Annotated in this window: 10 protein-coding genes and 1 pseudogene; 3 read left to right on the top strand and 8 right to left on the bottom strand. The window is 44.4% G+C overall.

Annotated features, from left to right (window positions below; translation table 11 throughout):
- Positions 1 to 16: 16 nt before the first annotated feature.
- Positions 17 to 718 carry a GntR family transcriptional regulator gene (locus VEJY3_RS22630; protein WP_014234760.1) on the top strand — a complete coding sequence of 234 codons (702 nt, stop codon included), beginning with the start codon at positions 17 to 19 and terminating at the stop codon, positions 716 to 718.
- A 316-nt stretch (positions 719 to 1,034) separates the two neighbouring features.
- Here the strand turns inward: VEJY3_RS22630 and VEJY3_RS22635 are convergent, their stop codons facing one another.
- The 8 genes and pseudogenes from VEJY3_RS22635 to VEJY3_RS22670 form a co-directional block, all read right to left on the bottom strand.
- On the bottom strand, positions 1,035 to 1,424 hold the full coding sequence (locus VEJY3_RS22635) for a carboxymuconolactone decarboxylase family protein (protein WP_014234761.1): 390 nt from the start codon (positions 1,422 to 1,424) through the stop codon (positions 1,035 to 1,037).
- 67 nt (positions 1,425 to 1,491) lie between these two features.
- Positions 1,492 to 1,695 (bottom strand): annotated as a pseudogene (locus VEJY3_RS26230) (hypothetical protein); the annotation flags it as partial.
- A 122-nt stretch (positions 1,696 to 1,817) separates the two neighbouring features.
- On the bottom strand, positions 1,818 to 2,591 hold the full coding sequence (locus tag VEJY3_RS22645) for an Ig-like domain-containing protein (protein ID WP_041170429.1): 774 nt from the start codon (positions 2,589 to 2,591) through the stop codon (positions 1,818 to 1,820).
- Positions 2,592 to 2,628: 37 nt separating this feature from the next.
- On the bottom strand, positions 2,629 to 3,180 hold the full coding sequence (locus VEJY3_RS22650) for an Ig-like domain-containing protein (protein WP_041170430.1): 552 nt from the start codon (positions 3,178 to 3,180) through the stop codon (positions 2,629 to 2,631).
- Between the two features lie 16 nt (positions 3,181 to 3,196).
- Positions 3,197 to 4,294, bottom strand: a complete 1,098-nt coding sequence (locus VEJY3_RS22655) for an OmpA family protein (protein ID WP_014234763.1) — start codon at positions 4,292 to 4,294, stop codon at positions 3,197 to 3,199.
- 656 nt (positions 4,295 to 4,950) lie between these two features.
- Positions 4,951 to 5,148, bottom strand: coding sequence for a hypothetical protein (locus VEJY3_RS22660; protein WP_014234764.1), 198 nt, complete (start codon positions 5,146 to 5,148; stop codon positions 4,951 to 4,953).
- Between the two features lie 1,257 nt (positions 5,149 to 6,405).
- Positions 6,406 to 7,779 (bottom strand): melibiose:sodium transporter MelB, encoded by a 1,374-nt coding sequence (gene melB, locus VEJY3_RS22665; protein WP_014234765.1) that lies wholly within the window; start codon positions 7,777 to 7,779, stop codon positions 6,406 to 6,408.
- A gap of 360 nt (positions 7,780 to 8,139) precedes the next feature.
- A complete protein-coding gene (locus VEJY3_RS22670; protein WP_014234766.1) occupies positions 8,140 to 10,260 on the bottom strand; it encodes an alpha-galactosidase in 2,121 nt (706 codons plus the stop codon).
- Positions 10,261 to 11,025: 765 nt separating this feature from the next.
- On the opposite strand from VEJY3_RS22670, the gene VEJY3_RS22675 reads away from it, so the two are divergent.
- A complete protein-coding gene (locus tag VEJY3_RS22675) occupies positions 11,026 to 12,267 on the top strand; it encodes a carbohydrate porin (RefSeq protein WP_014234767.1) in 1,242 nt (413 codons plus the stop codon).
- A gap of 69 nt (positions 12,268 to 12,336) precedes the next feature.
- Positions 12,337 to 13,215 carry a MalM family protein gene (locus VEJY3_RS22680; protein WP_014234768.1) on the top strand — a complete coding sequence of 293 codons (879 nt, stop codon included), beginning with the start codon at positions 12,337 to 12,339 and terminating at the stop codon, positions 13,213 to 13,215.
- Positions 13,216 to 13,238: the final 23 nt, after the last annotated feature.

The raw sequence follows: 13,238 nt of genomic DNA on the forward strand, positions 1-13,238 counted from the left end.
TCAAAAGAGCAAAACTATGTCAGAACACCCAACCACTGAATCATTGCTGACCGAAAATGAGCAGCCGCTGGCGGACAGTATTCGAGTAACCTTATCCGATGACATCCTAGCCGGAGTTATCGCTGCAGGTACTCGTTTGGATGAGACTATGCTCGCCAGCCGCTTTCAGGTCTCGCGAACACCGATTCGTGAAGCCCTAAAACAACTCACCGCCAGCGGACTGGCAGAGCACCATCACAGACGCGGGGTATTTGTCAGCGAAGTCCCCGTTTCTCGATTGGCGGAAATGTTCGAATATGTGGCGGAAATGGAAGCATTGTGCGTTCGGCTTGCAACGATCAATATGACCCAGCAAGAACGTGAAAGCCTACTCGCCATTCATCTTGACAGCCACAAGCATGTGACCTCAGGGGATATCGACGCTTACGACAAGGCGAATATCAAGCTGCATGAGTCCTTGTTTCACGGCTGCCATAATCAATATGTGGAAGAAGCGGTCCTAAGCGCGAGAGCTAAAGTCGCTCCTTACCGTCGGGCGCAATTTAAGCTCCCTGACAGAGCGAAGTCTTCTTATTTCGAACATGGTGAGATCGTTAAAGCGGTGATAAAAGGGATGATTCACGAAGCCTCAGATTTAATGATCGCACACATTAATCAATCGTATCTTGCGTCCTCACGCTATGTCAGTCAGGAGGAAACGTACACGACGGTTAAGTAAACTATGAACAAAATCTCCACGTCGTGCGGCTGGTATCGTGCTGGTTCAGATATCGTGATAGGTCGCCAACCGTGATCACACTTGCTTCGTTCACACGCTAAAATCACTTTTGGACAAAAGCGTGTTACGAATGTTCTCGCCGACACACTTTTGGACAAAAGTGTGTTTCGGAAAATCTAATATTAGCAATTCTTGAATAACTACAGGTATGGCAAAATGAGTTGAGCAGAGCTAGTGCGATGAGTAAAATCGCACTAGTAAAAAGGTTATGTTTAGTCCAGGTGCGGATTAAGTATCCTTTACGTTAAATACAAAATTAGCAGCGGTGAGTTGCCGTTCGTTCAGCGAGCACCTCTTTGAACGTAAACATCCCATTCAGCGCAGCAGGAAAGCCAGCGTAAACAGACATCTGAATGATCACCTCTTTGAGCTCTTCTTCATTGCAACCCACATTAAGCGCGGCATTCAGATGCACTTTAAGTTGTGGGGCGCAGCTGCCTAATGCCGTTAACGCTGCCACCGTCGCAATTTCACGCGATTTCAAATCCAAGCCTTTGCGCGCATAGATATCTCCGAAAGGATACTCAATGGTGTATTTAGCCAAATCAGGACTGATATCTTGCAAGCTATCGATAACATTTTTCCCTGCTTCACCATCAATCTGTTCAAGTAGTTCAAATCCTTTTTCAAAGCGTGACGCTTCCATTGTATTACTCCTATGTGTTCAATAGGATCGCAGCATACAAGTTAGAGCTCACTCTAAATCAACACACTTTTCCATCTTTATACAGATTAATTTTGTCTTCCAAAGCCGAAAGATGGGATTGTTGTTGCTCAATAGTACCTATACGCACTCCCAAGGCTTTTTGGGAGTGCTTTGCTTTTTTACGCGCTTCTTTGAGGCGCACTGGGATTGGGCTAGTGAAAACCGAGTCTATGTTTTTGATGAGCCGAATTGGCAAGAAAAAAGCGGCCATCTGCATCGGCCGCTTTTGTTTCGTATTTACCAGTATGGCTGAGGTTTAAGATTCCTTAATCGGTAAAAGCTGCTTCACACACTGATCGTATAATGCCTGTCCTTGTTGTTATTCAAACGCTGTTATGACGCGGGTGGAGCATAATAAATATTCGAGAACGCTTCTAATAGTGTTCCTTCGCAATCAAACTCAAATCTAAATCTAATGTAAGGGACGCTACCAAATCTCGTAAATAGCAATGCTATATTAAAATCGTTGCCTTCAGTGAGCCCGTCTCGCTCTTGAATTTCTACGGTTGTCGATAGCTCATCCATTGGTTTCAGAGTATTACTTTCTACATCTAGATAATTGTCTTGATCAATAAATAACTTACAAACGGTATCTCGTCGAATCTTGGTATCATCTTGAGATATAACTTCATATAGACTTATTTGTAAAGGATCAAAGCGCTCCATCTCTGTAATGCCACTCCCTAAAGGAATATCTTGAAAATAAAGAGGGTTATCTTCAGCAATAGACTTACTATTCACCTGAACTATTTTACGAGTCCCTATAACCGTCAATGTAGAGGTATCGCTCAACTCATTGCCATCAATGGTACCCGTTGCTGTGATCGTCACTTCCCCTACAGCTACTCCTGTTGCGATACCATTCGCATCAATCGTCGCGATATCGGTATTGCTGCTTGTCCAACTTAGCACAGCTTCGGTGGTCACATCTTGCGTCGCACCCGTTGACAAAATCGCTGTGGCTTTAAACGGTTTCGTTAAACCCACTGGCGTAGTATCAAGTTCTGGTGTAACAACAAGATTAACAACCTCTGCATTGGTTACCGTCAATGTCGCGGTATCGCTAAATTCATTACCATTAACGGTACCCCTCGCTGTGATCGTCACTTCCCCTTCAGCTACGCCTGTTGCAATACCATTCGCATCAATCGTCGCGATATCGGTATTGCTGCTTGTCCAACTTAGCGCAGTCCTCGGTGGTCACATCTTGCGTCTCACCCGTTGACAAAATTGCTGTGGCTTTAAACGGTTTCGTTAAACCAACGAGAGTTGTATCAAGCTCCGGTGTAACAAGCAGATTAACCACCTCTGCATTGGTTACCGTAACTGTCGCTGTGTCTTTCACGGTCGAACCGTCGTTGTTTACCCCTTCTGCAGTAATCGTGACTGAGCCAGCAACCACACCGGTCACTAAACCGTCGGCGTCAATGGTCGCAATACTTGGGTCCGAAGAACGCCAAGTTAATGCTTCGTTCGTGGTGACATCCACCACTTTACTATTGGCTAGAACAGCATCGGCACGCATTTGTTGGGTCAACCCCACTGGCACTGACGAATTTTTCGGCGTCACTACCAGTGATTCTGCATTGTGAGACCACCCTGAAGGGATGTCTAATAACCCATCATCGCCGTTATTACAGCCCGCTAACAGCAAGCTCAACAACGTGATGGTATAAAACCATAGTTTTTTCATCATTATTATTCCATTCTCGTTATTCTGCCACTGACGACTCGTTCACTGCTTTCGTCTCTTCTACCGTGGTATCAAAGACCACCTCAACTCGGCGGTTTTGAGCACGGCCTTCTGCCGTTTCATTACTCGCGACTGGGCTTGATTCACCTGCTCCGCTAACCGTTAAGCGGGTACGGTCAACCCCTTGCTGCTCGAGATAATTTGCTACTGATTGAGCACGACGCTCTGATAAACGCTGGTTGTACGCTTCAGGTCCTGCACTGTCAGTGTGACCCACAATTCGCACCTTATCTTCTGGGTATTGCGTCAACTGCTCTGCTAACGATGCTAACTCGGCGTTGGCCGTCAGCTCAGACGAATCAAAATCAAATAGTGATCCGGCACTTAAAGATACTGTCGTGGTCGTCGTGACATATTGTGGCTCAGGCTCAACCACTGGGACGGGTTCTACTGGTACTACTTCTGGCTCTGACTGACCAAAGTGGTACGTCAAGCCAATCGAGGTGAAGTGTAAATCAGCCTGACCGATGTCATTATCTTCACCAATACCATCAATAAATTGGTATTCCCCGCGTACAGACCAGCGCTGAGATAAGCGATAGCTCATACCCAGTGACGCCAAGGTATTCCACTCGTGGCTATTCATCGAGTCTGTCGTCATGGACGCACTCTTATCAATGGACTGGTAAGCGCCGCCTAAGCGGGTGAATACATCAACACGCTCAGTCAGTGGGTAGCTCAACTTTACGGCCACTTCACCACCAGTCACCTCAGCAGCCAAGTCACCTTCCGGATAAGACGCATCCGGCTCACCATAAGCGGTGACGCCACCTTCTAATGCCAACCAATGGTTAAACTGGTAACCACCATACGCACCATAACCAAAGGTATCATCATTGCAGTCGTTCGCACTTGAGCCACAGGCGTCTTGATAAGCCGCCCAGCCCATTCGAGCACCAAGGTAAAAATGACCATTCTGATAAGCTGGGAAAGCACTGGATGCCATAACTGACGCGTCAGTCATCTCTTCAGCAGAAGACGGGGCTTCTGCAGCATAGGCAACGGAGCCCATCGCCACTTTGACCGCAACCAGCAAATAAGGAAGCGTTAATTTCATAAACAGTTACCACTCACAATTGATTGTTTAATGACAACAGGGGCCTTATCCGATGTTTTGCTTCTACGAAGCAAGAGCGGAGCGCCCTATTGTGTTTATCTGCGAGTAACGTTTGCAACTCCAAAGGCTAAGACCATGCCATATGCAAACCAGTTACCACTGCGCATTATTCAGTGTAGAAAAAAAAACGAATACTGGTTGAGTATTCGTTGATTTTTAACAATAAAAATTTTGTGTAGATGATACACAACCAGAACGGGCGCAAACACAAACCTCATCTATTTCACACATAAACCAGATTTATCATTTGTTTTTTTTATTCTCTTATTCAGGTTGTTATTGCCTCTTGCCAATGGATTGATTAACTCTCAGAATCGACTGGTCCTATCTATAGTTTCAACTACAGTAAAAGTCCCTTACATCTACACCCTACATCTATCGTTCATTCGCAGGCATATCTAATATTTCTATTTTTTATTCGGACGTACTTTGTTATCAAAATCCTCGAACAGGTTGATAAACCTCAATATACTTAATACTTAATACTTAATACTTAATACTTCTTGAGTCACGTTACTTCGTAGTACAAGTACCAATTGGCTGTAACATAAATAGTGGTAGTTCCCGACGAGTTTCAGATGGGGAATTGAGTCAAGTTATTCGAATTCTGTCGAACAAAGCTGTTTGTGCTCAATTGGTTTTATCGGATTTAACAACGCCATGAGTAACGGTTCACCAAGATCATCTTGCAAAAGGAGCTCCGGAATCACATCCAATACATGAAAAGAAACACCATTTTTCGCTGTCCAAATAACTTCATCGCCAGATTTGATTTCGACCAATATTTGTTTCATTGCTTATCGTTGCTGTGACCTACTTCAGACATGGCATTCATTGAATCTTCATTCTCATGTTATCTGTCTGAGTATTAAAAGTATTAACATTCGCGCGCATTATACATAGGCGGCAAGTATTAATTCATAAATCACACTTTCTTTTAGTATTTGTCAAATTTATAAATCAATGGGGGCACACCATAAACTCTGTAGTTCAAGAATCTATACCCATAACCATTGAAGATGCTTGATTTAAGATGAAATCAGGATATATGCAGACCCCAAGCCAAGCACATCGAACATATCGTTCACGGTAGACCTCATAACCATCGAAGCCAACCTTAATGTATTCAAGCCTTTAAAATGCATAAGAGGTTCTGTGCAAAAGGTGATAATCGAAAAATCATTGCCATTATCTGTGGCAATGTGAAGACAAAATTTGAAGTAGCCTTCCACAGTTCAGACGAGTTAACAAATTGTCGGATATGATTCGCACCACCAATTTTGGCCACCAAGTTTAGTGAGTCTAAAGCGCTTTAACATCCCTATTAGACCCAGCACCCTGATCTAAAAACTCATTTTTAATGCTTAAATATTTACTACACCACATGAGATATATTTGGGCAGATCACGACTGACTGAAAACCCGAATTTGTTCGACGAAACTGAAAATGGGGCATAAATGAGCTAGCTCGTTGGAATTTCTTCTGTGAAATGTCTTCGCCTTGCCTGCTTCGGATAACCTGAGTTTAGTTCAATCAAAGCTGGCGACTTTAATAAAATGCGATTTTAGATTGTGGGCCAAACCACGTCAGTCATGATTGTTGTAGCTATTATCAATTCAAATAATCAACTTGACCAGCTCCCAACTTTCACATCCAACAAGAGGCCAGTGAGTCCTTACAATACTAAGATGACTTTGCAGACATCAGAAAATGTAAGTCAAATTACGTTCGAGCACGATTAGACTGCACCGTAATTACCAGCAATCCTCTTTAGCGGAAAATTCCAAGACTTCGTAGGTTGATATGCAGACTGCCGTTCAGTTAATTAGAATCAGTTTAATTAATCGACAAGGATAAACTAAACAACAGAAATGGAGGCCATATAAATGAAATTGCTACTCCGTACCACTACAGGCCTTGATATTTGCTAATTCATTCCATTTTAACAAATGGGTCATTACAACAAAGGCATAACGCATCTAAAGAAACGGAAGGCTAAATAGCCTCCCGTTATAACTATAAACTTTTCGTCAACAGTACTTTGAAAAGACTAAGCTTCTACTGAAATACTTTCAACGCGTCCATTTGAGTGAGGCTCTTCTTTAATAAAGCCTTCGTGTAAGCGGTAGTAACGTCGGTAAATAATACCGCTGATGATCATCATGATTGCAGGCAAACCAATCATCATAAATTCAAGCCCCATAATCGTGCTTTCTGATTGTTCAACGTTTGGTACATAGCCAACAATCGCTAGACCGACACCAACAATGAAACCACCAGCTGCACCCGCGAATTTCACCAGCATGGTTTGTACTGAGAAAATAACACTTTCACTACGACGGCCTGTTTTGTGCTCACCATAGTCAACGACGTCAGCCAGCATTACCGTTTGCAGTGCGTTTGCAATACCCACACCAAACTTAATCGCAGCCCCAGCCATACCAATCATGAGCGCATTCGCTGGAGCAACAAACCCCATAACGAGCAGTAGTACACAAGAAACAACAGGAAAACCACATGCGATGAGCCATAAGTTTTTACGTGGAAGAGCCGCTGCGATACGAGGAAATAAGAATACACCAGCAACTTCAGCCACACCTGCTACCATCATGTACACGGGGAACAATTCAGCATCACCCAACGCGTAAGAGAAGTAGTAAATTGCAAAGCCACCAACCAAAAGGTTTGCGATTTGGAATGAAAGAACCGTACCGATCAAAGCTTTTAACTGGTCGTTTTTACCAATAATGGCCAGCACATCTTTGAAGTTAAATTTTTCTGCAGTTTTTGCGTTTGTAGGTGCAGCCTTTTCTTTTACGTTACGCGCAATCAGGAATGCACTCATAACAAACAGTACCGCAATCAGCATTGCCACGTTAAAGAAACCATCACCTTGGTTGCCGTTACCTAACTTACCCACAATATGTAAGCCATAAGTACCAGTGATGAACCAAGCAAGACTAGCGAATAAACGCGGCCAAACGACTAACTTTTCTCGTTCCTCGCGAGAGCTAGATAGCGCTGGAATCATTGACCAATAAGGGATGTCCATGATGGTGTAGGTTAGACCCCACAAGATGTAAGCCGCCGCGGCATAGATATACAGTGCCGTACCTTCAAACATGTGAGTACTGAAAAGACCAACCAACACAACTGCGTTTAATAACGTGCCGATCACAATCCATGGGCGGAATTTACCGAATCGAGAGCGGGTGTTATCAACGATCACGCCCATCATCGGGTCGGTGACTGCATCTACGATACGAGCCGCCAGAAAGATAGTACCAACAAATGCTGCGGACAACCCTGCCACATCAGTAAAGTAAAACATTAAGAAGATATAGATAGGAGCACAGGCAAAGTCTTTACCAAGTGCACCAAGACCGTATGAAGCCTTGGTCTGTAGAGTTATTTTATCAGACATAATCGTTCCTTAGTGCCGTACTGCCATGTATTCCCCTAACTAGAATCCATAACGTCGACGTATTGTATTTATATTTCGATGATAATGTTACTCACACACATAATGCCTTACTGTGATCCATAACCACTTCATGGAAACGTTTACAGTTAAGTTTTCAAAATGAGACATAGAGCAATAATTTTGTCTTTTCATTTAGGTGACTATTTAATTAATCATATATTAATCAATAATTTATAAATACAAACAATAAAGAAACCTCATGGATACGTTTTTAAGAGAACGCAAAAAGCCGCACAAACTTTAAGTCTGTACGGCATGAATTAATAAAATTTAAAAAAATAAAGATCTGGCGGTGCTGTGTTATTCGTTTACGCGTTCAAACTTCACCAACATCGCCGTTTCAGCATCTAAAATAGGCATGGTTAATCCCACTTCGGCACACCAATCACCGGAGAGTTCCCAATCAGACTCTGTCCATGGAGGCTGATAATTAACGATATCATCGTAATTCGAAGGCTTATCTAACACAGAGACGCGATATATCCCCTCAGGATCCAACCCAGGAACTCGTAAATGGCCACTGAGTGAATTGGTCGGCATAGCAAGCTGAGCGATCATTACCACGGCCTCGGATTGATCCTCTGAAACAACCGCATGGATTTGATGTGCTTTATCATCCGTTGGTACTCGCCATGTTCTGCCACTGTGTAGCAACGGACGCAATACTTTGTGTAGCCTGATGTAACGCTCAAACCCCTGCTTTTCTTGTAGTTCTTCTTTCACTGGATCGAGCTCGATGCCCATGTGACCAAACAGAGCGGTTAGCCCGCGAAATTCAATACTGTGACGACGACGCGTACTGTGACAATGACTGGCTCCGATATGGCTTCCCATCACTTCAGGTGGGAAGAAGTAGCTCATACCCCGTTGAATGGTTTGACGTTCAAGCGCGTCATTGTTGTCTGAAGCCCAGAACCGATGGGTACGCTTTAGTACTTCATAATCAATACGGCCGCCACCAGCCGCACAAGATTCGATCTCAACTTGTGGATGTTTTTCACGTACTTTATCCACTAACTCATAGTAGCGTCGAGTTTGATTGTGCGCTGCCGCTCGACCAAGGTGACCAGGCTGAACAACTTCACGGTTCATATCCCACTTGATATAAGCAATGTTGTAAGTTGACAGGAAGTGATCCAATCTTTCGAACAAGAAGTTAAAGGCATCATCATTTTGCAGGTTAATCACATACTGGTTGCGACCTGTCGGCTGATCGTATCCATCTACTGCAAGTAACCAGTCTGGATGCGTGCGGTACAAGTCAGAATCTTTGTTGATCATTTCTGGCTCGAACCACAAACCAAATTCCATACCCAGTACATTTACGTGGTCAACAATTGGTTTCAAACCATGTGGATATTTGGATTCACATAAGAACCAATCCCCTAACCCTGCTTTGTCGCCATTGCGGCCTTTGAACCAGCCATCGTCAATAATGAATCGCTCTACCCCCATTTCTGCCGATTGAGTGGCCATCGACATGATGTATTGCGGATCATGATCGAAGTAAATGCCTTCCCAGGTATTCAAGTGAATCGGACGCGGTTTGTCGCTAAAGTTGCGAGGCAAAATTGCATCGCGGACATGAGAATGGAAGTGATGGCTCATGCCATTCAAACCTGCACTACTGTGGCTTGCGTACAACCAAGGCGTAGTCACATTTTCACCTTCTTCTAGCGCGACTTCACCCGGTAGATAAATCACTTCTGCCTGCATGTAGCGGCGTCCATCCGCTTTCACATCCGCGCGCAATCTGTGGTTTCCACTCCAGGCAAGGTGGAATCCCCATACGTCACCATTCATTTCATCAAAGTGAGCCGTACCAGCAACAAATGCAGGGTAATGCTCATGAGAGGTACGACCGCGGCGATTTTCTTGTTGGTAACCACCCTGAGTTAAAGGTTGACGGACAGTCTGGAACTCATGTACCCAACGCCCGTAATACGTTAACAACTCATTTGCTCTTGCTGGCAACGGAAGTGTATTAGCAAGACGATTGACATGATACGTCCCCGCTTTGATGTTGGTTAGCGTGTGACGGGTCTTGACCACATCATGCTCATCCATCTGCAAAATGGTATTTAAGCGCAGGCCAGCAATAGTGTCTTCACTCTCGATAGCAATGCAGTTTTTACTCTGTTCGATTCGAGTAATAACAAATACGGGTGCCCAATCCTGCCCATCGCGATGGCCTTCCACTCCAGGGCTACTGAACACTCCGCGACCAAGCTCAGGATTCAGAGTCATGGATACGTCTTTGTCTAAACGCCCATAAGGGACCGGACGTTGTAAAGTGACACGATAACCTTCTAGGTCACCATTTACTTTCTGTCCCCAATGCAGGATCTCCGCATACTCACCCAACTCTACGATCAGTTGAGTCTCTTTACCTGCTAGCTCAATCAGCGTTTTGTCCGTCATCTTTTCTTACCTTGAAACTGAAATTTACGTCGCATCATAATGAAACGAACAAAATAATCTGTGAGCCAACCCCAAATCATGGAAACGTTTACAGATAAATTTTTCATACTGAGGCGAGCGTCATTTGGCCTAATACCCTCTTATATTTAACTCAAATCAGAAAGAGAATATAAGATTTTATTGTTGTAAAATCGGACAGAAAAACACAATAACCAATTGTAATTAAAGTAAAAAATCCCATGAAACTTACAAGCAAATAAGCCTAAAGACCACGCAGTTAAACCTTCAAACTCTTGCAGTGATCAAGCGACACTCGTATTCTTAATGCTTCGAGATTCATAATGAAGTGTCTCTCTTGGGTCCTAACTTTATATCCCAGCTTGACGATTCAGCATGTAACTGCGTGCATTGTGCCCGCGAACGCTTGTTGTTTATACTTCCTTGTCTCACATGCCCAATTGAGTTCAGTTGGGCTCTCTTTCATCCTATTGCACTCACCAAAACCCTCCCTGATAATTCTCCTTCCTGACAACCCAAGTAACATACGCCCTCACCCCGTAAACGCTTTCACGAAAAATACGGCAAAACCCCATTAAACAAAGCTAATAAGGCGATCTGAATCACACAAAATAACAAACAACCCCAGTTCAGAACAAAAATGCCAACCTCATCATGAAAACGTTTCCAGAGTTTATTTACACTGCACGGCGAGTTAGGACTCAAATAAAAATAAATCCATAAATAAAAATAGAATGGAGACACTTCATGAAACAAAAGACGCTTGTAAGAGCGCTTGGGTTAACCCTTGCCTTAGCACCGCTTGCTAGTATGGCTGCAGTGGAAAATGTGACTTACTTTGGCTACGCCAAATGGGGCAATATCTACACCGATAACGACGAACACAACGATGGTAAAGGCGAACGTAACGACGTGATTCGTGCTGGCCAAGGTTATGGTAACTACCGTTTGGGTAATGAGCTGAACTGGTGGGAAGCGGGTGTAAAAGCTGACGTATGGCAGCAAGGCGATGCGTACTTTGATACCACCCTTTACCTGGGCAGTGGCGAAAGCTGGGGTGACGTGAGTGTGATCCAAATGTGGTCAGCGGGTTACGGACTGTTTGACGGCCAAGCTGACGCTTCAATCTGGGCGGGTGAACGTTTCTACCGCCGTCATGAAGTGCACATGATCGACATTAAATACTGGGATACCTCAAGCACTGGTATCGGTATTGAAAACTGGGATCTCGGTTTTGCCAAAGGCCATTTTGCCTGGATGGCACCAAATTCGAGTGCAGATGGACGTAGCTTACACAATCTGGATGCACGCTTGAGCGGTATCGAACTAAGCGACAGCGCAGATCTTACTGTCGGTCTGAACTATGTTTTCACCCAAAATTCAAGCTACGACGAGAGTGACATCACCACTTCTGGCGCCATGTTTTCTGCACTATATCGTCAAGCCTGGAACTATGGTTCAAACACGTTTGCATTCCAATACGGCACTGATGCGCTTGCGGGTGGTTTAATGAGTGCAGAAGGCGGTTCTAATCGTAAATACAGCACCGGAGTAGAACACGATGGTTACAGCTGGCGAATTTTTAATTCCGGCGATCTGAACGTTAACGAAGATTTCCAAGTGATGTACTCCATTGCCTACCAAGACAATAACCTGGATAACAACGAAGGCGAAAAGTGGTTCAGCGTGGGTGCCCGGCCTCAATACAGCTGGACAGAATATATGGCGACCGCACTGGAAGTGGGTTACGAGTCAGTAGAAGCACAAAACGGTGCCGGCACAAACGATATGTACAAAGTCACGCTGGCGCAGATGTTCCAGGCTGGCAAAGGGGTTTGGGCTCGTCCATCTCTACGTTTATTCGCAACATACTCAGAAAAAACCGATGAATGGAACCGCGGCGGTGACGTTTATGGCGACTCACAAAGCATCAGCAAGAGCGACGTAGATGAAGTGACATTCGGCTTTAACGTCGAAACATGGTGGTAATGCACCAAAGCTACTATTTTGAACGCAATGGGGTGAGAGATTTGCTCACCCCGTAAAAGGACAAAACCGATGAAACTAAAACCGTTGGCAACTCTACTCATGGCAATGTCTCTTGGCGCATGCAGTAGCTTACCAGAACAAGCTTTTAATACTGATTTGAACACGCAGGCGTGCTGCTCAACATTAGACGCGTTACGTCTGACGACATTATCGACGCCTTTCCACCAGCAAGTGGTTATGGACGCCAATTTGCCAACACTGAGTAACGCGGTTTTATCGGGTTCAGAAACCGCTTCTTCACAAGCACTTCCTGTAACAAGCTACCGAATTACAGCAGATATGCCTTTCTCGCTATTAGTTCGTTCTTATATCGATAATAACGCGCTATTTGCTGCGAACATTCGTATTTATGATGGCAATTGGCAGCTAATTTCCAGCTACTCAGCAGAAACTTTCGACTATCAAACGACAGGAATGCGTGGATTAGAACGTATTGAGAGAGTCGTCACTATCAATCCACAACTTAATGGTGCGAAATACATTGTTATCGCGTCAGATAGTGCCCTGCTTGGTAAAGAGTTAACCCGAATTCATCCCGAACAAGTCTACGCAGATTCACAAAATATCATAGGCAACAAGCAATTACCTCTTACGGCGGAATACCAACCGTTTGGCGTGATTGACGTAACCACCAGTGCGTCAGACAACAATGCGGTACTGACACTCTTGGCTGAACTCGGCAAGAAGAATCCTGATACCCAACCACAAATGTCAGTACCACAAGCGACATCAACAGAGTCACCACAGGTATGGTCGCACTACCGGGAACAAATTGATGCGGCTCTTAAAGAGAGCAACGTAAAACAAGCAGCAGAAATCGCCAATAAAGCCGAAGAGCAAGGCATGACCCAAGCAAAAGACTATCTCGTGCAGCACTTAGCTAAATAGCGAGACAAATACAGAGATTTATC

Source organism: Vibrio sp. EJY3, from assembly GCF_000241385.1.
Classification (GTDB): Bacteria; Pseudomonadota; Gammaproteobacteria; order Enterobacterales; family Vibrionaceae; genus Vibrio; species Vibrio natriegens.